General features: G+C 55.7%; 17 protein-coding genes and 2 tRNA genes. 10 read left to right on the forward strand and 9 right to left on the reverse strand.

Features of this window, described 5'->3' with window-relative positions; translation table 11 throughout:
* The first annotated feature begins 95 nt into the window (after nt 1-95).
* From EQV93_RS11765 to EQV93_RS11780, 4 genes are all read left to right on the forward strand, one after another.
* Complete coding sequence (locus EQV93_RS11765; RefSeq protein ID WP_122785056.1) at nt 96-998, forward strand: LysR substrate-binding domain-containing protein; 903 nt, start codon at nt 96-98, stop codon at nt 996-998.
* A 105-nt stretch (nt 999-1,103) separates the two neighbouring features.
* Nucleotides 1,104-2,318 carry a nicotinate phosphoribosyltransferase gene (gene pncB / locus EQV93_RS11770; protein WP_122785057.1) on the forward strand — a complete coding sequence of 405 codons (1,215 nt, stop codon included), beginning with the start codon at nt 1,104-1,106 and terminating at the stop codon, nt 2,316-2,318.
* Nucleotides 2,319-2,321: 3 nt separating this feature from the next.
* Nucleotides 2,322-3,149: an ammonia-dependent NAD(+) synthetase gene (gene nadE / locus EQV93_RS11775; protein WP_122785058.1), complete on the forward strand. Its 828-nt coding sequence runs from the start codon at nt 2,322-2,324 to the stop codon at nt 3,147-3,149.
* 235 nt (nt 3,150-3,384) lie between these two features.
* Nucleotides 3,385-4,407 (forward strand): DUF1338 domain-containing protein, encoded by a 1,023-nt coding sequence (locus EQV93_RS11780; RefSeq protein WP_240891619.1) that lies wholly within the window; start codon nt 3,385-3,387, stop codon nt 4,405-4,407.
* A gap of 64 nt (nt 4,408-4,471) precedes the next feature.
* Here EQV93_RS11780 and azu read toward each other — a convergent pair whose 3' ends face one another.
* Nucleotides 4,472-4,918, reverse strand: a complete 447-nt coding sequence (gene azu, locus EQV93_RS11785; protein WP_122785061.1) for an azurin — start codon at nt 4,916-4,918, stop codon at nt 4,472-4,474.
* 331 nt (nt 4,919-5,249) lie between these two features.
* Between azu and EQV93_RS11790 the strand changes: the two genes are divergently transcribed.
* Entirely contained in the window at nt 5,250-5,456 is a 207-nt protein-coding gene (locus EQV93_RS11790) for a hypothetical protein (protein ID WP_122785062.1), read from the forward strand.
* A gap of 361 nt (nt 5,457-5,817) precedes the next feature.
* On the opposite strand, the gene EQV93_RS11795 is transcribed toward EQV93_RS11790, so the two are convergent.
* Entirely contained in the window at nt 5,818-8,124 is a 2,307-nt protein-coding gene (locus EQV93_RS11795; RefSeq protein ID WP_122785063.1) for a YgiQ family radical SAM protein, read from the reverse strand.
* Nucleotides 8,125-8,357: 233 nt separating this feature from the next.
* On the opposite strand from EQV93_RS11795, the gene EQV93_RS11800 reads away from it, so the two are divergent.
* Nucleotides 8,358-12,503 carry a dermonecrotic toxin domain-containing protein gene (locus tag EQV93_RS11800; RefSeq protein ID WP_240891620.1) on the forward strand — a complete coding sequence of 1,382 codons (4,146 nt, stop codon included), beginning with the start codon at nt 8,358-8,360 and terminating at the stop codon, nt 12,501-12,503.
* Here EQV93_RS11800 and dnaB read toward each other — a convergent pair.
* The 7 genes from dnaB to rnr form a co-directional block, all read right to left on the reverse strand.
* Entirely contained in the window at nt 12,500-13,894 is a 1,395-nt protein-coding gene (gene dnaB / locus EQV93_RS11805) for a replicative DNA helicase (RefSeq protein WP_016783319.1), read from the reverse strand. The genes EQV93_RS11800 and dnaB overlap by 4 nt on opposite strands.
* A 131-nt stretch (nt 13,895-14,025) precedes the next feature.
* Nucleotides 14,026-14,472, reverse strand: coding sequence for a 50S ribosomal protein L9 (gene rplI, locus EQV93_RS11810; RefSeq protein WP_003439047.1), 447 nt, complete (start codon nt 14,470-14,472; stop codon nt 14,026-14,028).
* Between the two features lie 19 nt (nt 14,473-14,491).
* Nucleotides 14,492-15,388 (reverse strand): hypothetical protein, encoded by an 897-nt coding sequence (locus tag EQV93_RS11815; protein WP_122785065.1) that lies wholly within the window; start codon nt 15,386-15,388, stop codon nt 14,492-14,494.
* Nucleotides 15,389-15,424: 36 nt separating this feature from the next.
* Nucleotides 15,425-15,655, reverse strand: coding sequence for a 30S ribosomal protein S18 (gene rpsR / locus EQV93_RS11820; protein WP_003171373.1), 231 nt, complete (start codon nt 15,653-15,655; stop codon nt 15,425-15,427).
* Between the two features lie 28 nt (nt 15,656-15,683).
* Complete coding sequence (gene rpsF / locus EQV93_RS11825; protein ID WP_003439045.1) at nt 15,684-16,109, reverse strand: 30S ribosomal protein S6; 426 nt, start codon at nt 16,107-16,109, stop codon at nt 15,684-15,686.
* Nucleotides 16,110-16,406: 297 nt separating this feature from the next.
* Entirely contained in the window at nt 16,407-17,174 is a 768-nt protein-coding gene (rlmB, locus tag EQV93_RS11830) for a 23S rRNA (guanosine(2251)-2'-O)-methyltransferase RlmB (RefSeq protein WP_122785066.1), read from the reverse strand.
* Nucleotides 17,171-19,840 (reverse strand): ribonuclease R, encoded by a 2,670-nt coding sequence (rnr, locus tag EQV93_RS11835; protein ID WP_122785067.1) that lies wholly within the window; start codon nt 19,838-19,840, stop codon nt 17,171-17,173. The genes rlmB and rnr overlap by 4 nt, the downstream gene beginning before the upstream one ends.
* A gap of 224 nt (nt 19,841-20,064) precedes the next feature.
* Between rnr and EQV93_RS11840 the strand changes: the two genes are divergently transcribed.
* The 4 genes from EQV93_RS11840 (at nt 20,065) to EQV93_RS11855 (ending at nt 22,084) form a co-directional block, all read left to right on the forward strand.
* A tRNA-Leu gene (locus EQV93_RS11840) sits at nt 20,065-20,151 on the forward strand.
* A 165-nt stretch (nt 20,152-20,316) separates the two neighbouring features.
* Nucleotides 20,317-20,403, forward strand: a tRNA-Leu gene (locus tag EQV93_RS11845).
* A gap of 207 nt (nt 20,404-20,610) precedes the next feature.
* Nucleotides 20,611-21,117, forward strand: coding sequence for a sigma-70 family RNA polymerase sigma factor (locus EQV93_RS11850; RefSeq protein WP_122785068.1), 507 nt, complete (start codon nt 20,611-20,613; stop codon nt 21,115-21,117).
* Nucleotides 21,110-22,084, forward strand: coding sequence for a FecR family protein (locus tag EQV93_RS11855; RefSeq protein WP_146424638.1), 975 nt, complete (start codon nt 21,110-21,112; stop codon nt 22,082-22,084). Before EQV93_RS11850 ends, EQV93_RS11855 begins: the two co-directional genes overlap by 8 nt.
* Nucleotides 22,085-22,151: the final 67 nt, after the last annotated feature.

Below are 22,151 nucleotides of genomic sequence, written 5' to 3' on the forward strand. Positions count from 1 at the left end.
TAGCTGGCTCACATCGCCGCAACAAACGACCTTTAAGCGAGATATCATTCCGAAAATTCATGCTGCGCTAGTCATCTACCCAAAAGGGCCGCCCGATGCTCAATAAACGTTATCTGCCGTCGATCGCCGCATTGCAGTGCTTCGAAGCCGTGACCCGTCACTTGAGCTTTACCCGCGCAGCAGAAGAGCTGAACCTCACGCAAAGTGCAGTCAGCAAACAAGTGGCCCAGTTGGAAGATCTGCTACAGCACCTGCTGTTCCGCCGGGTAAGGCGGCGTTTACAACTGACCCCTGCTGGCGAGCTGTATCTGGTAGAAGTCCGAAAAATCCTGACCCAAGTCGAAATGTCGACCCATACGCTGCGCTCCTATGGCGGCGAAACTGAGGTATTGCGGGTAGCCACACCCTCAACCTTCGGCGCCCGATGGCTGGTACCCCGGTTAAAAGGCTGGCGGTTACGTCATCCACACATTCATCTGGACCTGTGCAATGAGGCTGTAGCCGAGGAGTTGTTGCAGGGCGGCTGCGACCTGGCCTTTTACTTTGGTCAGTGCGCACGACCGGGCAGTGAATGCCTGAAACTGTTTGGCGAAGAAATGGTGGCGGTCTGCGCGCCAGGTAACCTGCCCGCCTCGCCGTTCACTGATCCCACGCAATTGACCGATCTGGTACTGCTGCAAAATGCTTCACGCCCTCAAGCCTGGCATGAATGGTTTGAAAACCAGGGCTATCACACTGACCACAGCTACCATGGCCCGCGCTTCGATACGTTTTATATGAGCACTCGGGCCGCTCAAGTCGGCTGTGGCGTCGCCCTGCTGCCGCGATTTCTGATCGAAGAAGAATTAAACGACGGCAAACTGGTGATTGCCTGGCCACACACGCAGCCCAGTCAGGACGCGTATTACCTGACTTACCCTGAGCATTCAGCATGTGTGCCTAAGGTCAGAGCCTTTGTCAGCTGGATGATGGAGCAGCTGGATGATGCACCGGGTTGAAAAAACCGCTGGCAATACTGCCTGCGGATATGCGCCACTAGCACCATTCATTGAAAAAGCTGAACGTCGTGGCAATCAGGCACGGCCAGCATGGAGATTGCCGTTATGAGCGAGAGTGTATTTGCCGATCGCATCGTGCAGAACCTGCTCGACACCGACTTCTACAAATTGACCATGATGCAGGCGGTGCTGCACAACTACCCCAACGTCGAAGTCGAATGGGAATTCCGCTGCCGCAACAGTGAGGATTTGCGCCCGTACCTGAATGAGATTCGCCATCAGATTGATCGTCTGGGTGAGTTGAGCATGACCCAGGACCAGCTCGGTTTTCTGGAGCGTATTACCTTTATGAAGCCGGATTTCATTCGGTTTCTCGGGCTGTTTCGCTTCAACCTGCGTTACGTGCACACCGGCATCGAGAACGGCGAGCTGTTTATCCGCCTGCGCGGGCCGTGGCTGCACGTCATCCTGTTTGAAGTGCCGTTACTGGCGATTGTCAGCGAAGTGCGCAACCGCTCACGTTATGCCGACACCGTGCTGTCTCAGGCGCGCGAGCAGTTGTACCGCAAGTTCGACTGGCTTCAGGCAAATGCCAGCGCTGAAGAATTGTCCGAGCTTCAAGTCGCTGATTTCGGAACGCGCCGTCGATTTTCGTACCGCGTACAAGAAGAAGTGGTCAGCGTGCTCAAGCACGATTTCCCCGGACGCTTCGTCGGCACCAGCAACGTTCACCTGTCCCGCGAGCTGGACATGAAACCGCTGGGCACTATGGCCCACGAATGGATCATGGCTCATCAGCAACTCGGCCCCCGGCTGATCGACAGCCAGAGCGCCGCGCTGGATTGCTGGGTACGGGAGTATCGCGGCCTGCTGGGGATTGCCCTGACCGACTGCATCACCACTGACGCCTTCCTGAAGGACTTTGACCTGTACTTTGCCAAGCTGTTTGACGGCTTGCGCCATGACTCGGGCGACCCTGTGGTCTGGGCCGAAAAATGCATCGCCCATTATCACAAGCTCGGCATTGACCCGATGAGCAAGACGCTGGTGTTCTCCGACAGTTTGACCTTGCCCCGTTCGCTGGAGATCTTCCGGGCGTTGCGCGGCAGGATCAACGTCAGCTTCGGCATTGGCACCAATCTGACCTGCGACATTCCGGGTGTGGAGCCGATGAGCATCGTGCTTAAAATGACGGGTTGCAATGGCTCGCCGGTTGCGAAGATTTCTGATGAGCCGGGCAAGACTCATTGCTCCGACCCTAATTTCGCCGCCTACTTGCGACACGTTTTCCAAGTTCCCGAACAGTCCCCCAAGGAGTGAATCATGCAGGCCGTACAGCGTCAGATTGCTGAAGACCTCAAGGTCCAGCCGCCGTTTAAAAACCAGGACGCGCTGGAGGCTGAAGTCGCCCGCCGTATCACCTTTATTCAGTGCTGCCTGGTCAATTCCGGGCTCAAGACGCTGGTGCTGGGCATCAGCGGCGGGGTCGATTCGCTGACCGCAGGGTTGATGGCCCAGAAAGCCGTCAAGCAACTGCGTGAACAGTCAGGCGATCAGGCCTATCGTTTTATTGCCGTGCGCCTGCCCTATGGCGTGCAGCAGGATGAAGCTGATGCGACCGCTTGCGTCAATTTCATCAACCCTGATGAGCGCCAAACGGTGAATATCGGCCCGGCCGTCAAGGCGCTGTCTGCAGAAGTCACCGCATTTGAAGGCAAGTCACCTGCCACCGTAGATTTTGTACTGGGCAATACCAAGGCGCGGATGCGCATGGTGGCGCAATACACGATTGCGGGCGCAACGGGCGGTCTGGTGATTGGCACCGACCACGCGGCCGAGGCGGTGATGGGCTTCTTTACCAAGTTTGGCGACGGCTCTTGCGACCTCGCGCCCTTGAGTGGGCTGGTGAAGAATCAAGTGCGCTCGATTGCACGCTTTTTCAAAGCTCCTGAGTACCTGGTCGAGAAAGTCCCGACAGCGGATCTTGAGGACTTGGCGCCGGGCAAGCCTGACGAGGCGTCTCACGGTGTGACCTATGCCGAGATTGATGCTTTCTTGCATGGCGAGCCGGTGAGCGAAGAAGCCTTCAACATCATCTGCAAGACGTACGAAAAAACTCAGCACAAGCGTGAGATGCCGTTCGCGCCTTAAGCCTGCGTACATCGCTTGCCCTCACCCCAACCCTCTCCCGGAAGGAGAGGGAGCTGATGGGTGGTGATTTTGAATCCGCACCAGGCCAGTCCCCTCTCCCTCCGGGAGAGGGCTAGGGTGAGGGGCTCTTCGTCCAGCCCGAAAAAACGGAATGACCCCCACGCTTTTTTTCGCTTGTCGCCCCCGCCTCCAAACGCTTTGATAGACGCCTGTCCCGTCACCAGAGCCCTGCCCCATGCCTGCCTTTGATGGTTTGTTCACCCTCGTCGAATCTGCACTTGGCCAACCCGCGGCCCACTGGCTGCGCGCCCATGTCGAGGTTCCCCAAGCCTTGCAGCGCTTCAACTGGAGCACCCAGGCCGTGCATCGGGCCTGGCTGGCCGAAGCCCTGAACCTGTGTTTACTGCACAAACTGGTAAATGCCGTGCCCAACGGTCTGCGCTACGTCGAGGAACAAGCGCAACAAGGTCGCAAAATCGTATTCGACCACGGCGCTATTCGTACCGTGGACTGGCCACTCAACGGCCAGCTACCCCGTGGCCGTCAGGCATTTTCCCGATTGCTGGAGCCGCTAGGCTTTACCGATGTACGCACTTACCCACTGACCAAACTGAATATGACTGGCTGGGGCTACCGGCACATGGATCTGCCCGAAGACATCGCGCAATTTTTTGTCTCGGAACTACATCCAGGACGTTTCAGCGAGGCATTTCAACAAGCCGTTAGCCGCGTGGTCGCGTCCAGCCTTGACCCCCTGCACGATGAACACCAGCACATCCTTGAGCGCTTGCAACTCACCCGCCATTGCAGTCTGCAAGAAGCCACCACCTTGTTACCCGCGCTCTACCGGGCGTTCGAGCGTCAACATGGCATCGTTTTGGAAGCCGACTATCAATGCCTGCTCAGCGAAAGCGCTGAAATGGCCTGGATTGCCACCGAAGGCAACAGCTTCAACCACCTCACTGACCGCGTGTCAGACCTTCAAGCCTGCGTCGCCCAACAACGCGAATTGCAGCGCCCGATGAAAGACAGCATCGAGGTGTCTGCGTCAGGACGGGTCATGCAAACGGCTTATCGTGCCTGCACCGTTACCCGCGGCCTGATCGATGCTGGCGGGCAGCTTCGCGAACACTCAGTGCCCGGCTCGTTTGTCGAGTTCATCCAACGCAAGGTCGACCCGGAAACGGGGCATATCGACTTGAATTTTGACAGCAGCAATGCTCAAGGCATTTTCAAAATGACCGACTCAAAAGTCTGACCCGTAATGCAAAAAGCCCCGACGGCCTATGGCACGTCAGGGCTTTTGAGAGCGAACCGGATTCTTATTTAAGAATCACAGCACCTTTCATCATCGAGTTGTGGCCCGGGAAGGTGCAGAAGAACTCATAGTCTTCACCCGCCTTGAGCTTCGATACATCGAAGGTCACGGAATCTTTCTCGCCAGCGCCAATCACTTTGGTGTGGGCAATCACGCGCTCGTCGCCGTCCTTGAGGTAGTTCTTGTCCAGACCGGCCGCAATCCCGTCAGTGGAAACAGCCTGCATGTCGGCTTTTTTGCTCAGCACCCAGTTATGCCCCATCACGTTTTTAGGCAAGTTGCCGGAGTGCTCCAGGTTAACGGTGAAGGTTTTGCACGACTTGTCGATCACGATTTCTTTGGTGTTGAATGACATTTGATCAGTCGAGTCGACCGTCACTGCACACTCAGCTGCCAGCAAATGGCCGCTGGCCAGGGTCAACAGGGATACCGCAACAGCTTTAGCGAACATGGTTTCTCTCCAAGGCAGGGTACAAAAAATCCATAACTTGTATACAGGTTGCACGAAAATGGTCGCATTGCCAATGACCCACGTCATGCTCGATGTGTATAAACGGCACTATGATCCCTCTAGACGAACCGTAAACGCTCAACCTTAGGCCATCACCGAGCGATAAGGCTCAACAGACCGCGGAATTAATCCACCTCGCGCTTTTTGAGCGGTGTAAAGTCGTGAAAGCCGCGCAAAAGATAGCCTTGCAAAAACCCAGCTAACGGCTAAGCACTAATACAGGGCAGAATACGCGCCGCTCAACTTCCCTTCGAGCCCCAGAGGATCGCCCATGGCCAAACCAAACTATAACTTCGCTAAGCGTCAAAGAGACTTGGCTAAAGAGCAGAAGAAAGAGGAAAAGCTCGCGCGCAAGAAAGCCGCAGCTGAAGAAGGCACTGTAGAGCCGGGCACTGAAACCGACACCGACGTCGATGAGCAAGGTGATGTTGTCGCTGAAACTACCGACACCCCTGAAGAAAAAGCTCCAAACGCGTAACCCCCACGGCCCGGTTATCCACAACCCGGCCCACAGGATCTGTGATCAGGATCAGCAGCGCGCCTGCTGATCCTCGCAGATAGCCTGAGCGTCTTTCAGACGCCTTAAGAGCCACTCCCCTTACTCAGCCTCAGCCAACAGCCTACAAGTTCGTGGCAGGCTTCTCAGCGCCCAGAAACCACAACGCCAGCCCTAAGGCTGGCGTTGATCACTTTCCTCCGTAGCAGCTGCCGCAGGCTGCGTCCGACGACAGCGTCGTCGTAAATTCAGAAATCACAGTGCGACTGTAAAATCGCGATTACTGGTTTTACGATCGCTGCGCAATCGGACGCTGCCTTCGGCAGCTGCTACGAATTAGGTCTTAGCGCGGTACAGCCGGTTTGCGGGTTGGCTTTTGACCTTTGCCACCCTTGGCCGCTTCATGTCGCTCTTTGGCTGCCTGTTTGTTACGGGCGAATGCCGCAGCTTTAGCCTGCTCGCGTTTATCCCACGGATTACCACCGTCGCTGGCACGTGGCGGCAAGCCAGTGTGCTGGGTCAGGATTTTAGTGGTCTTTTCTCCAGCCACTTTATGGCTGCCAGCAGGCGTCGAGTTTTTGCGACGCGCACTCTGGTAGCTGTCAGTCGCCGGCTGATGCAGGGGAATCAACTGATCTTTACCCGAGCCGATCAGATCAGCCCGGCCCATGCGGGTCAGCGCTTCACGCAGCATCGGCCAGCCTTTCGGGTCGTGGTAGCGCAAGAACGCCTTGTGCAGACGGCGCTGCTCTTCGCTCTTGACGATGGTGACCGAATCGCTCTTGTACGTGACCTTGCGCAGCGGGTTCTTGCCCGAATGGTACATCGCCGTAGCGGTAGCCATTGGCGAGGGATAGAACGCTTGCACCTGATCCGCCCGGAAGCCGTTGCCCTTGAGCCACAGCGCCAGGTTCATCATGTCTTCATCTTTGGTGCCGGGGTGAGCGGCGATGAAGTAAGGAATCAGGTACTGCTCTTTGCCCGCTTCCTTGGTGTACTTCTCGAACATGCGCTTGAACTTGTCATAGCTGCCAATGCCCGGCTTCATCATTTGGTTGAGCGGACCTTCCTCGGTGTGTTCCGGGGCGATCTTGAGGTAACCACCAACGTGGTGGGTCACCAGCTCTTTCACGTATTCCGGCGACTCGACCGCAAGGTCATAACGCAAGCCGGAAGCAATCAGAATCTTCTTCACACCCGGCAGGGCACGGGCACTGCGGTACAACTGAATCAGCGACGAGTGGTCAGTGTTCAGGTTTGGACAAATACCAGGGAATACGCAGGACGGCTTACGGCACGCAGATTCGATTTCCGGCGTTTTGCAGGCAATACGGTACATATTCGCGGTCGGGCCGCCGAGGTCGGAAATAACGCCAGTAAAACCAGGCACTTTGTCGCGAATTTCTTCGATTTCTCGAATGATCGACTCTTCGGAACGGTTCTGGATGATCCGGCCTTCGTGCTCGGTAATGGAGCAGAAGGTGCAGCCACCGAAGCAGCCACGCATGATGTTCACCGAGAAGCGGATCATGTCGTAGGCCGGGATTTTTTCCTTGCCGTACGCAGGGTGTGGAACACGTGCGTAGGGCATGCCAAACACGTAGTCCATTTCTTCGGTGGTCATTGGGATCGGAGGCGGGTTGAACCATACATCCACTTCGCCATGCTTCTGCACCAACGCACGGGCATTACCCGGGTTGGTTTCGAGGTGAAGCACGCGGTTGGCGTGAGCGTAGAGAACGGAGTCGCCACGCACTTTCTCAACCGACGGCAGACGGATTACCGTCTTGTCGCGGGTCATGCGCGGGCTGGCCAGAATTTGCACCACTTGGGCTTCGTTCGGGTCTTCAACCGGGCCTTTTTCCTGCTCAATGGCGCAGGCTTGAGTGTCCTGGGTGTTCACGTACGGGTTGATGATCTTGTCGATCTTGCCCGGACGGTCGATACGTGTGGAGTCGACTTCGTACCAGTCTTTTGGCGTATCGCGACGAATGAACGCGGTGCCGCGCACATCGGTAATGTCTTCAATCTTGTGGCCGTACGACAAGCGCTGGGCAACTTCGACAATGGCACGCTCGGCGTTGCCATACAGCAGGATGTCGGCGCAGGCGTCGATCAGGATCGAGTTGCGGACACGGTCCTGCCAGTAGTCGTAATGCGCGATACGGCGCAGGGACGCTTCAATCCCACCGAGCACGATTGGCACGTGTTTGTAGGCTTCTTTACAACGTTGGCTGTACACCAGGCTCGCGCGATCCGGACGTTTGCCAGCCATGCCACCTGGGGTGTAGGCGTCATCGGAACGGATCTTTTTGTCGGCGGTGTAACGGTTGATCATCGAATCCATGTTGCCGGCCGCGACACCGAAGAACAGGTTCGGCTCGCCCAGCTTCATGAAATCGTCTTTGGACTGCCAGTTCGGCTGGGCAATGATGCCCACACGGAAGCCCTGAGACTCCAGCAAACGACCGATGATGGCCATGCCGAACGACGGGTGATCGACATACGCATCACCGGTGACGATGATGATGTCGCATGAATCCCAGCCAAGCTGATCCATCTCCTCCCTGCTCATCGGCAGGAATGGTGCTGGACCGAAACATTCGGCCCAGTACTTCGGATAGTCAAATAAAGGCTTGGCTGCTTGCATGTCGGTGACCGGTGTTGAGTGCAAAAAGGAGCGCGTCATTTCTTAAGAAATTCGCGGTCGCGGAATATAGCACAAAAAATAACCAATTCCGACGGCGATGGTCGGCTTTATTCGAGCCCCTGCTCAGGGCTGCATATACACGATTAGCCAATCTAATGGGCCATGCATAGCTAAACGCTAATCAGAAAAAACGTGGGTAACGTCACTGCAACACATTACCCAAGGCTAAAGTCATGTCCCATTCTCGCTCACCATCCAGTCGGCCCCCTGGATCCATTCACGCCGATTTTATAAAGGAACGCTTGCCCAGCTGGGCAGCAAGTGCCAGCCCGATCGTACTTGCAGAGCTGCGTAGTAGCCTGATCAGAAATAACCAATCGCGGCATGACCTCAATGAATTATTGGGTCAGGTGCAAAATCCTGAAATGTTCGTCCGCCCGCTATTCAGACAAGCCCTAAGAAGATATTTAACAGGGCTTGACCCAGACAAAACTCTTTTTGTACGTGAATGGCGCAATGAGCACCTGCTCGGGGTGTACAGCACTCATGACCGAACATCTGAACACTCATTGTTTGAAGCGGCACTGCAAAATTTTGAGCCTTCGGAAGCAGAAAGTGGTGGCATTGAGGAGGGGTCCGGGCTGTTTCTGCAGACGGCTACCGGGCGAGTGCGAGCCCATACCCCGCCCATTATTTTTGCTCAATTTTGCCGCCATCTTGATTTAGGCAGCCACTACCAGCGACATCTCAATGAATTTTTCAATCCGCCTCCCCTATCGGACGCCTTACAGACTGTACCCAACCCGCGTCAGGTTATACGCGCATATGAACAAAGCAGCTTTGAAAGCGCCTTGCACTTGGCACTCCTCAAAGGCGAAATCAGCAATGAGCTGTACCAGCAATTATTCACCCTTCAGATCGATGGACAGCACCCGGATTTAATCTGTAATCATCTGACCATTAACAACGTGACGCTGCCCGGAATTCTGGTGATCCGGGACCGTCACTTCGACAAAAGTCAGATTCTTTACACCCCTCATGATCCAGTGGCGATGTTTCGCAGATACCCCTCAATGCACCAACTTGAAGCTGATCTGGCCGTGCGCTTGCTCAGCGCTCGCTACCTCGAGTTTTTTAACCGACTTGTACCCCTGCGTTATCGCGGTCACCTGATCTCCATTACCCCCCCACGCATTGATTCACTGCCTGGAGGGCGCCCCACCACACGTGTACCCGCCAGAGTCGATCAAGCAATCAGCCGAACGCCTATCACAGGCAATATTTTCCACTCCATCGCTGAACACCGTATTAGCCAAATCAGAAGCGATGCTCGTGTGTTGGTTGTACCTACTGCAGATGCAAACTTGCGAGGTCGCGAGGCACGTCTGCAACGCTTTAAAGAATTGGGAGCTTCCATACTGTTTTTCGCTGCATCGTTCATTCCGGTTGTGGGCGAAGTACTGTTCACTGTGACTGGGCTACAGCTGATTAGCAGTGTCTACCACGGCTTTGCTGCCTGGAGCCGAGGCGATAGCGATCAAGCCCTGAATGAATTGCTGGATGTGATGGACACTGTCGCTTTGGGGCTAGCCACAGCAGGGGCCATAAAGACCGCAGGCTTCACGGCCACATTGGTGAAAGTGCAGCTCAAGAATCGATCCTGGCGGTTATGGAGTCCAGATTTGACACCTTACCGTAGCCCTCATGAATTGCCCGAAGGCTTGGCTGCAAACGCGCAAGGGCTCTATGAGCACAACCAACGGCACTATCTGAAGCTGGGCAAGGATGTACTCCATCAGGTCAAACGCGATCCGCAAACACAACAGTGGCATGTAGAGCATCCGCTCAGTGAGGCCGCATACACCCCAGCTTTGCTAACCAATGGCGTGGGGACGTGGCGGCACGCGCACGAGGCTGTCAAAAACTGGGATGACTTAACACTCCTGACCCGAGTGGGGCCCGATGCCTTACATATTGATCAACCTGCATTTGAACCGATTCTTCAAGTAAGCGAGGTGAACATCGAACAACTGCGTCACGTTCATCAGGACATGGTTCGCCCCCCACCTCGACTGCGAGACACGTTAAAACATTTCAACTTTGAACAAGAAATCAATCAATTCACTATGGCCCGCGCTGAAGGCATAACAGTCTCTGCGCACTCACCGCTGATCCAACTCCACCTGCTGGGTTCACTGCCCGAATGGCCCGCGACTACTGTATTGAAAATTCTCGACCCCAAACAAAACACAATTATGAGCTTCGGGGCGCAGGGCACGGAGATTTCAATTAGCGAAGAACAACTGAGGAAAGGCGAGCTATTGCAGGTACTTGAACAGAAACTGCCTGCGAATGTATTTGAGGCGTTAGCCCATACAGACTCAATACCTGACGAAGCCAAGCCATACTTCACTCCCGTCTCAAGATTGGCGTCTCGATTAAGTGAAGAGGCAGCGCAACACAAACAACGGATATTCACCTGGCTATGTGAATACAGCGAAAAACCGGTCACGCCTATCGAAAAACAACTCAGCGAGATTATTCCACTGCTCACCAAGAACCAGTTGGAAGAGATATCTGCCGTGCTCGGTGAGCTTGAACAGAGTCGAGTGTTACGGGAAAAAAGTCTGACTGCAGAACAACGCTGGGAAGTCGACCAATATGTTCGGCAATCCGAGACGTTGCGGATTCGCGAGGGCCTTTACCTGGATTCGGTCAGCACGCCTGAAAGCTTGTGCATGTTGCTGTTTACACTTGAACAACTTCCCGGCTGGCCGGCCTCTCACCGCATAGAAATCCGTGACCAGAGGTTTGATGGAAATCTTCTTGGCCGTGCAGGGCCGGCGAATACTGGCACTCTGCATGTGCTGACGCGTGAAGGTGAGCTATACGGTCTATTTTCTTCGGCAGGTGTACGCCTGAAAGAACCGGCTGACCTATTCAGCACCGTTGAACACACGCTCTCCAGCACCCAACGCCAAGCAATTACCTTGCGCACCGAAACGGCGTCACTGAAGCAAGCTGCACGTAAACTCAGCATGGAGTTACTCGCAAACCCAGCCCCAACCGCCAGGGGTAAACCTGCAGAGATCAAAATCCCGCCCAGACCCTTCCAGCCCTTTGATCCTCTTTTTGCAGAAAACATGCACCCGGTGATGAAGACACTGCGTAACGACGGTATTTATGAAAGCGCGCCGTCAAGCGGTAGAGAAAACCGTTACTACGTGCTGCAAAACGCCCGTTACTATCAAGTCAAAAGAAACCCGGTGGGATGGCAGCTGATCGATGCTCGCAGCCCCTTCAGGGCATACAAACCCTATGTGGGCAAAAACGCACAGGGCGAATGGGGCATTGATCCAAATACAGGGGCACTTTTTGGCGGAATGAACAACTCACCGCCCAGGCGCACGAGTGTCGACACTCACTTTGATTCGCAACATTCGCCGGCACAGGCTCAAGCAAGTCCTTCGGAACACAGTTCAGGAGCGGGTTTAACATCGATGGTCTCTGCCGAAGAGTCCCTTGGCTTAATTCCTTCTGAAAGCTCTTACCATACGGGCGAAGAGGCCACGCACCCAGCTCCTTACACACAGCAGGAGCTTGAACACATGCACTCCAGTTCGAGCTATCAACACAGCCGCAATTATCAGCGCCAATATGATCGCGCTAACAATGGCCGTTACCCATTACGAGATGTAGACGGTCAATCATTACGTATCAGGTTTATTCAAGCGGTGGCCAAGTCTTACACCTCAGAAACAACCATTCATAAAGATCTCGTATTGCCGTATATCAAATGGGAAGGTTACGAAGAAGTCGCGCGCTTGTACGACGAAAAGCTGGAAGTGGTGCCTTTCTCAGCAGAACATCAAAAGTTTCCTCAAGAGTCGAGCTTGATTGGAGAATTCACTGTCATTAGCCGAAGAGTCATTCAAAAAGGCGAGGTTCTGGGCGTCTATGGTGGCGAGTTGCTGCCAACCCCCGTTGCGACCTATCGTAATGACCCTTATTTGATGGATGTAATGGCAAAAAACCTGCCCAAAGAGGACGCACCTGGGCAGCCCACAATGATGACCCGAGAAGTGATGTTATCTGGCGACAACATTACTTCACGTATCAATACGATTTTTGAATACGAAGACGGGCGACCTGTCAGACAAGCTACGTCAGGGTATAACGTCGAGACTGCACCTTTTGACGTAGACGTGCAGAAAGGCACTGCCCCCTGGAAACGAATGAGTCTGTGTGTCTTGTTTGCCAGTGAGCAGATTGAAGCAGGGGCAGAATTGCGCTGGAATTACTGCTACACGGAACCGAGCGTCAGAAAGCTGTTCGGAGCACCTGCTGCAAGCAGTGTATCCAGCGTGCCGAAGCCTTAGTCATCATCGAAGTTGTAACTGCCCGGCGCCAGGTTTTCAAAGCGTGTGTATTTTCCGATAAACGCCAGGCGCGTCGTGCCGATAGGCCCGTTACGCTGCTTGCCGATGATGATTTCGGCAATGCCCTTGTGCTCGGTCTCGGGGTGATACACCTCGTCCCGGTACACGAACATGATGACGTCGGCGTCCTGCTCGATGGCTCCGGATTCACGCAAGTCGGAGTTGATCGGGCGTTTGTTCGGGCGCTGCTCAAGAGAACGGTTGAGCTGCGAGAGTGCCACTACCGGGCAATTGAATTCCTTGGCCAGGGCTTTCAAGGAACGCGAGATCTCGGAAATTTCATTGGTACGGTTATCACCGCCGGAACCCGGGATCTGCATCAATTGCAGGTAGTCGATCATGATCAGGCCGATGTCACCGTGCTCACGCACCAGGCGTCGGGTACGGGCGCGCATTTCCGAAGGGCTGATGCCTGCGGTGTCATCGATGAACAGCTTGCGGTCGTTGAGCAGGTTGACCGCCGAGGTCAGGCGCGGCCAATCGTCGTCTTCAAGGCGACCGGCACGGACTTTGGTCTGATCAATACGCCCGAGTGACGACAACATACGCATGATCAGCGATTCACCTGGCATCTCGAGGGAGTAAACCAGTACAGCCTTCTCACTGCGTAACACGGCGTTTTCTACCAGGTTCATCGCAAAGGTGGTTTTACCCATGGATGGACGACCGGCGACGATGATCAAGTCCGCAGGCTGCAAGCCGCTGGTCATGCCATCCAGGTCGGTGTAGCCGGTGGACAGGCCCGTGATGGCGTTGTCGGTGTTGAACAGGGTGTCGATGCGGTCGATGGCTTTGGTCAGCAGGTCATTGACGCTGACCGGGCCGCCGGTTTTTGGCCGGGCCTCGGCAATCGCAAAGATCTGCCGTTCAGCCTCATCGAGAATCTCTTCCGCGCTACGCCCTTCGGGGTTGAACGCGCTGTCGGCAATCTCGGTGCTGATGCCGATGAGCTGACGCAACGTCGCACGCTGGCGCACGATCTGGGCGTAAGCCTTGATGTTGGCGACCGACGGTGTATTTTTCGCCAGTTCGCCCAGGTAACCCAGGCCACCCACTTGGGAAGTCTGACCTTCCTTGTCCAATTGCTCGGCAAGGGTCACGACGTCAATCGGGGAGTTCTGGTCAGCCAGTTTGGCGATGGCGCGGAAGATCAGCCGGTGGTCATGTCGATAGAAATCACCGTCCGAGACCTGATCCAGCACGCGTTCCCAGGCGTTGTTGTCCAGCATCAAACCACCAAGCACAGCCTGTTCGGCCTCGATGGAATGCGGAGGCACCTTCAGGGCTGCGGTTTGTAGATCGTATTGCTCAGGAGCGGAGATATCGTTCATGGCCACTTGAATTTGAAAAAGCAGGGGTTTGAAAATCAGGATCAGCAGAAAGACAAAGGGCACGACCTGTAAACAGGATCGTGCCCGATGTTAACCGTCCAGCACACAAGGTGCCAGTCAGTTAAGACTGCTTAAGCAGCTACCACAACAACGCGTACGGTTGCTTCAACTTCGGCGTGCAGGTGCACAGCCACGTCGAATTCGCCAACGTTGCGGATAGTGCCGTTCGGCAGACGAACTTCGCTTTTAGCAACTTCAACGCCAGAGGCGGTCAGTGCATCAGCGATGTCGTGAGTGCCGATCGAACCGAACAGCTTGCCTTCGTCACCAGCAGTGGCAGTGATAGTCACTTCCAGCTCAGCCAGTTGGGCAGCGCGTGTTTCAGCCGAAGCTTTCTTGTCAGCTGCTGCTTGTTCCAGCTCAGCACGACGCTCTTCAAACGCAGCCAGGTTGGCAGCGGTTGCAGCGGTAGCTTTGCCGTATGGCAGCAGGTAGTTACGACCGTAACCGGCCTTAACATTTACTTTGTCGCCCAGGTTGCCCAGGTTTGCGACTTTTTCCAGAAGGATCAGTTGCATGTGAAAATCCTCTTAACTTTTAACCTTCACCGTCCGCAGAGCCTTTATCAGCGTCTTTCGGCGCCAGACGTCCGCGAAAATCAATCAGGCTGTCGACAATGGCCAAAACCACGAGCAACGGATAGATCAGCTGCATAAACAGCAAGAGCGTGACGTACATCCCCACCAGCCAAAACTTGGACAGTCGCTTTCGCGCCACCAGCCCATGAATCAGGGCCAGCCCGGCGAAGAACAACGCTACGCTGCACAACGGCGTGAGCATGGCCATTTGAGGACCGAAGTTCGGCCCAACAAGCATGCACGCCAGCAACAGTAACGCTGGACCCAGCGGTAGGCGGATGCTGCGAAATTCGCTGGCAAAACCGCCCGGGTTGTACAACAGCGCTTGCCAGTAACGCCCAAGTATCAGGCTCAGCACGCTGACGACCTGCATCAAAGCTGCAATCAAACCGGTAAGGACGGGTGCAATCAGTGCTCCAAGGCGCGCTCGCTCTACGTCAGATAACTTGTCGTAGAGACCATTGAGGACCTGCGGCAGAAGTTTTTCCAACTCCTGCGCCATCGCACCAATGGGTTCGCGGAAAACCGTACCCAGGATCACGCCATACACCACACCCAACGCTACGCTGACCAGCAGCACGCGATACCAGGGCTGACCGGCGCGCAAAAGCATCGCCAATCCCAGAGTACCCAGCAGCACCATCAAGGTGCGAGGCTCTCCGATAAACCACCAGACCAAGGCCGGCAGTAAAGCCCATGAGAGGATGCTCAAGGCATCTCTCGGACCGCGCCGCAGAAGCACAAGGCACCCTGCAGCAGCACTCAACCAGAACAAAAACGGCAATGCCGCACATCCGGCCACGATTAACGTGGCCTGTACACGGCCTCGCATGATGAACTCAGCTAAGGCGCGCATACTTTCAATCCTTTACTACCTGTCGACTGCCCGGTCTCAGCGGCCGTGGCTGTCGGTGTAGGCCAGCAGGGCCAGGAAGCGGGCGCGCTTGATAGCGGTGGCCAGCTGACGCTGATAACGAGCTTTAGTACCGGTGATACGGCTTGGAACAATTTTGCCGGTTTCGGATACGTAGGCTTTCAGAGTGTTGAGATCTTTGTAATCGATCTCTTTCACTTCTTCTGCTGTGAAGCGGCAGAATTTACGACGACGGAAGAAACGTGCCATGTAATTGGCTCCTCAAAAGGTCCGTGGATTACTCGTCAGCGTTATCGCTGGCGTCGCTGTTATCGCTGTCATCGCCATCGGCGCTGTCAGAATGCTCAGGACGGTCACGACGCTCACGGCGCTCACTGCGGTTCTCTTCAGCCTTGAGCATCTCGGACTGGCCAGTTACGGCTTCGTCGCGACGGATGACCAGGTTACGGATCACAGCATCGTTGTAACGGAAGTTGTCTTCCAGCTCAGCCAGGGCTTTGCCAGTGCACTCAACGTTCAGCATCACGTAGTGAGCCTTGTGAACATTGTTGATTGCGTAGGCCAGTTGACGACGGCCCCAATCTTCCAGACGGTGGATTTTGCCGCCGTCTTCTTCGATCAGCTTGGTGTAACGCTCTACCATGCCGCCGACTTGTTCGCTTTGATCCGGGTGGACCAAAAAGATGATTTCGTAATGACGCATGAATGCTCCTTACGGGTTGTAGCCTGCCGCTAACTAAAAAGCGGTCAGACAAGGAGTGAATGACACTTGTGTGTCTTGCCTAGAGAGGCACATATGCGCCCGCCATGACGGCAAGGGGCGCAATTGTAGAGAAGGCACAAGAGAGGCGCAAGGCAATTGGTGATTATTTGAACAATCTTGCCGTACGGTTATCTGTAGCCGCTGCCGCGGGCTGCGATCGAGCATGCAACGCTCGGCTTGACGGTTCAAGCTTGAAGGCCTGCGGCCTTAACGCAGCCTTGGGCAGCGGCTAGATGATTACTTCTTCTTGGCTGGGGCCTTGGCTTTCACGCTGCGCTGGCGCAGGGCTTCGAACAGGCAGACGCCCGTCGCCACCGATACGTTCAGGCTGCTGACGCTACCGGCCATAGGCAGGCGCACCAGGTAATCGCAATGCTCACGCGTCAGACGACGCATGCCTTTGCCTTCGGCACCCATGATCAAGATGGTCGGGCCGGTCAGGTCTTGCTCGTACAACTCCTGCTCGGCTTCGCCGGCAGTACCGACAACCCATAGACCGCGCTGCTGCAGTTTTTTCAAGGTCGCAGCGAGGTTAGTCACCGCCACCAAAGGAATCACTTCCGCCGCGCCGCAGGCTACTTTTCGTACAGTCGGAGTCAAGGTCGCTGACTTGTCCTTCGGCACGATGACCGCCAACGCACCGGCCGCATCGGCAGTACGCAGGCAAGCACCCAGGTTATGCGGGTCGGTCACGCCATCCAGCACCAGAATCAACGGCGCGCCTTCGGTGCGATCCAGCAGCTCATTGAGCATCGCCTCGCCCCACACCTGGCTTGGGCTTACATCCGCCACAACACCTTGGTGAACGCCTTCAACCCAGACGTCCATCTCACGACGCTCGGCATTGCCCACCGGCACACGGCTTTCATCGGCCAGCGCGATCAGGGTTTGAACGCGAGGATCGCTACGACCCTCAGCCAACCACACTTGCTTCACGCGCTTGGGGTGATGACGAAGCAACGCTTCTACGGCGTGAATGCCGTAGATTTTTTCCAACTGACTCATGACTTGGCCTTAGGTTTGCGCGACCCGCTGCTTTTGGCAGCAGGCGCGGCGCCCGTTTTTGGCGGGCCTTTACGATGTTTGCTCGGCTTGGAAGGCTTGCCTGCATCTTTAGCAGGTGCCGCCCTACCCGACTTTCCCGGCTCCGATGTCCGACCGCCGCTTTTCGATTCGGCCAGCAGCGCCTGTTTCAATTCACGACTTTTGCGCAGCTCGGCATTTTTTGCCGCTGCATCGCCCGGGCGATAGGTCTCGTCCGTATTTTTTGCAGGCTTTTTGGCCGGCGCACTACGACGACTGGTTTTTGCTGGCTCAGCCGGCTTTTCAGTGTCATAACCGCTTGGCTTGCCTGCCGGTTTGGTCTTGGCTGCCGGTTTGTCAGTGCCACGATTCTTGCGACCAATCGGTGCGCTGAGGGTTTTCTCAGCCATTTCGAAGTCGATTTTGCGCTCGTCGAGATCGACACGCATCACACGCACTTCAACGGTATCGCCCAAACGGAAGCTACGGCCGGTACGCTCACCCGCAAGGCGGTGATGCACAGGGTCGAAGTGGTAGTAGTCACCCGGCAAGGCGGTGACGTGCACCAGACCTTCGACATAAATGTCGGTCAGCTCTACAAACAAGCCAAAACCGGTAACTGCGGTCACAACACCCGGGAACGACTCGCCAACGCGGTCCTTCATAAACTCGCACTTGAGCCAGTTGGTCACGTCACGCGTGGCTTCGTCGGCACGGCGCTCGCTCATGGAGCACTGCTCGCCGAGCTGCTCCAACGCAGCTTCGTCATACGGATAGATGCGCGCTTTCGGAATGGTCATCGCGCCAGCACGGCGAACGTGCGGGGTATCCATTTTGGAATGGATAACACTGCGAATCGCCCGGTGTGTGAGCAAGTCCGGATAGCGACGAATCGGCGAAGTGAAGTGGGTATAGGCTTCATAGTTCAGGCCGAAGTGGCCCTGGTTATCAGCACTGTACACAGCCTGGCTCAACGAACGCAGCATCACGGTCTGGATCAGGTGGAAGTCCGGACGGTCCTTGATGCTGGCCAGCAACGCCTGGTAATCCTTCGGCGACGGGCCGTCCTTGCCTTTGTGCAGGCTCAGACCCAGCTCACCGAGGAAGGCGCGGAGTTTCTCCAAACGCTCAGGTGGCGGACCATCGTGAACACGGTACAGCGCAGGAATTTCGTGCTTCTTGAGGAACTCGGCGGTGGCCACGTTGGCCGCCAGCATGCATTCCTCGATCAGCTTGTGCGCATCGTTACGAGTGGTTGGACGAATTTCGGCGATTTTGCGATCGGAGCCGAAGATGATTCGGGTTTCCTGAGTTTCAAAATCAATCGCGCCACGGGTGTGACGAGCCGCCAGCAACACCTTGTACAGCGAGTAAAGCTGCTTGAGATGCGGCACCACATCAGCGTATTCGCTGCGCAGTTGCTTGGCTTCAGCAGTTTTTGGCTGCTCCAGAATGGTGCTGACCTTGTTGTAGGTCAGACGCGCCTGGGAGTGAATCACCGCCTCATAAAACTGGTAGTCGGTCATTTCGCCGGTTTTGGAGATTGTCATCTCGCAAACCATGGCCAAACGGTCAACGTGCGGGTTCAGCGAGCACAGCCCGTTGGACAGTTCCTCGGGCAGCATCGGAATCACGCGCTCAGGGAAATACACCGAGTTGCCACGCACTTGCGCTTCGGTATCCAGCGCCGAACCGATTTTCACGTAGCTGGACACGTCGGCAATTGCCACATAGAGCTTCCAGCCACCGGAGAACAAGCGCAGCTTGCCCGGTTTGGCTTCACAGAACACCGCATCATCGAAGTCGCGCGCATCTTCGCCGTCAATGGTGACGAACGGAAGGTGACGCAGGTCGATGCGTTTCTCTTTGTCTTTTTCTTCGACTTCAGGCTTCAGGCGACGCGCTTCCTTGACCACGGCTTCTGGCCAAACGTGCGGAATGTCGTAGGTACGCAGAGCGATGTCGATCTCCATGCCCGGCGCCATGTAGTTGCCCACGACTTCAAGCACATCACCTTGCGGCTGAAAGCGCGGCGTCGGCCAGTGAGTAATCTTCACTTCAACAAACTGGCCAATCTTGGCGCCGGCATTGCGACCCGGCGTGACCAGCACTTCTTGCTGAATCTTCGGGTTGTCGGCCACGACAAAACCGATGCCGCCTTCTTCAAAGTAACGACCCACGATGGTTTCGTGAGCACGCGAAACCACTTCAACGATCACGCCTTCACGACGACCACGGCGATCAAGCCCCGAAACACGGGCCAAAGCACGGTCGCCATCGAACACCAGACGCATTTGCGACGGGCTCATAAACAGGTCGTCACTGCCGTCGTCTGGGATCAGGAAGCCGAAGCCATCGCGGTGACCGCTGATGCGGCCCAGGATCAAGTCGAGCTTGTCGACCGGCGCATAAGTGCCGCGGCGGGTGTAAATAAGTTGGGCATCACGCTCCATCGCACGCAGGCGACGGCGCAGGGCCTCAATTTGGTCTTCAGTCGTCAGACCAAACTCTTCCACCAACTGTTCACGAGCAGCAGGCGAGCCACGCTCGGCCAGATGCTGAAGGATCAGTTCGCGGCTAGGGATAGGGTTTTCGTATTTTTCCGCTTCACGTGCGGCCTCGGGATCGAGGGTCTGCCAATCGGCCATTAGATAGTTTTCACCTTGTCTATATGCGGGTTAGTTTGGCATACGCGTATTGAAACGGGAAATTTCGGACTCACTCAGAGCCTTAATAGTCCTTTCTGACACGCTTTGACACTGCCGCCCCACCGTTCGCGAAATATTTTCAATATTTTTAATCACAACGCTTTACAGGTCAAAGGGTCATCCGTATAGTGCGCGCCATCGACAACGGCAACGTTGAAGATGCTGCCCAGATGGTGAAATTGGTAGACACGCCAGCTTCAGGTGCTGGTGATCGCAAGGTCGTGGAAGTTCGAGTCTTCTTCTGGGCACCAATTTAGAGTTGTAGATTAGTACAATCTTCACACTCACACAAAAACCCGCGAAAGCGGGTTTTTGCGTTCTAAGCCGCTGATTTAATAAAACTAAAACAGGGGTTTACAGATTTAAAACCTGTCCGTATAGTGCGCCACATCAACAGCGGCAACGTTGCTGATACTGCCCAGATGGTGAAATTGGTAGACACGCCAGCTTCAGGTGCTGGTGACCGCAAGGTCGTGGAAGTTCGAGTCTTCTTCTGGGCACCAATTCAGGTTACTCACCAACAGGTGACTGACCACTCTAAAAGCCCGCGAAAGCGGGCTTTTTAGTGTCCGCGATTTGACGTCCCACACCCCCCTTCTCTCTTGGCCTGATGCCTTTCATCAGTACACCAACGTTGCATTTGATAATCCATCTCACTCGCACTAATATCCGGCCACCTTCAGATCGCCTATGCGTCTTCCTGGATTCGAGTGTCCGACAACAACGAAAGACTACAGCTCTACCTCATGCATCGACATGCTCTGGTGGACTATGCCGCACCTATCGTCGGCTGCCGGTCCAAAGCCGAAGATGTGGTGCAAGACGCCTGGCTACGTTTCAGTCAGGGCGCCGACAACCTCATGCCGCTCACGCAACCGGTGGGTTACCTTTATCGAATCGTGCGCAACCTGGCCTTTGACCTCAATCGCCGCGTCACCTTGGAAAATCGCCACACCTCTCGTGATGAGCTACTGGACGAGCACGCTTCCAACGCGCCATCTCCTGAACAAGAAGCCCTGCATCTGGACGAGCTGCGCAAATTGCAACATGCTCTGTCGCGCCTGCCGGAACGCACTCGACAGGCATTTGTCCTGCATCGACTGCAAGGCCTGACGTTTCAACAAATAGGTGCCCAACTGGGTATCTCTGTGAGCCTGGCCCACCAATTGGTCCGCGACGCCCTGACCTACTGCGCGGAACAACTGAGTGATGACTGATAAACCGCCCCCGAACCTCATCTGGGAAACCGCACTGGACTGGCTGCTGCTGATTCAGGAAAAACCGGGCGACCCTGATCTGACCCAGCGCCTCAATCAATGGCGTAACAGCGCACCCGAGCATGAGGCCGCGTGGCGCAAGGCGCAGAAGGTCTGGAGCCTGAGCGGGGAAGCACTGAGCCTGCCGAACGAAGCGACGTGCGGCACGGTACACGTCACCCCGCCCACGTCTGCGCCCCATCGCTTCAGCCGGCGCAGACGTTCATTGATAGGTGCCGCTGCTGCAGCCTGTGCCGTGTTTATGCTGCTGCCCGACTGGCAGGCCCTGCGGGCTGACTACCATAGCCCTACCGCGGAACACCGGGACATTACCCTGAAAGACGGCAGCCACATGCTGCTCGACAGCAACAGCGTGGCCGATGTGCAGTTCGACCCCCAACAGCGGCAAGTCACCCTGCTGCGCGGGCAGGCGTTTTTCTCGGTCACCTCCGAGCCAGACCGCGCTTTTTACGTTAATGCCGGTCAGGTTCGTGTTCGTGTCACAGGTACCGCCTTTGCGGTCAGCGTGGACAACGATGATGTGCATGTCAGCGTTGAGAGCGGCACGGTTGCCGTCAAAACCCCCTCGTCTTCTGCGTCTTCCACCCTGCATTACGGCGACCATCTGAGCTATGACGCAACGGCTCGGAAAACCCGTCTGGAACAACTGCCTATCGGATACGTCGCCCCTTGGCGCCGCTGGCAATTGGTGGTTGTAGACCAATCAGTCGATGACGTGATCAAGCAACTGCGCCGCTACCAGCCGGGTCTGATTCTGCTGACCGATAAAGCATTGGGCCAGCGCCGTGTCACCGCAGCGCTGAACATGCGCGACCCCAAACGCGCACTGCAAACCGTCATCGCCCCGCTGGGCGGGAACGTGCAAGACGGCGTGCCGTATACCCTGGTTGTGTCGGCAAAACGGTAGAGCGTTGAGACGTCGTTTTCAGCCGCCTAAAAATATTTTCATTTATTTATGGAAATCCCACACCGCC

This window comes from Pseudomonas sp. TMW22091 (assembly GCF_022496705.1).
GTDB lineage: Bacteria > Pseudomonadota > Gammaproteobacteria > Pseudomonadales > Pseudomonadaceae > Aquipseudomonas > Aquipseudomonas saxonica.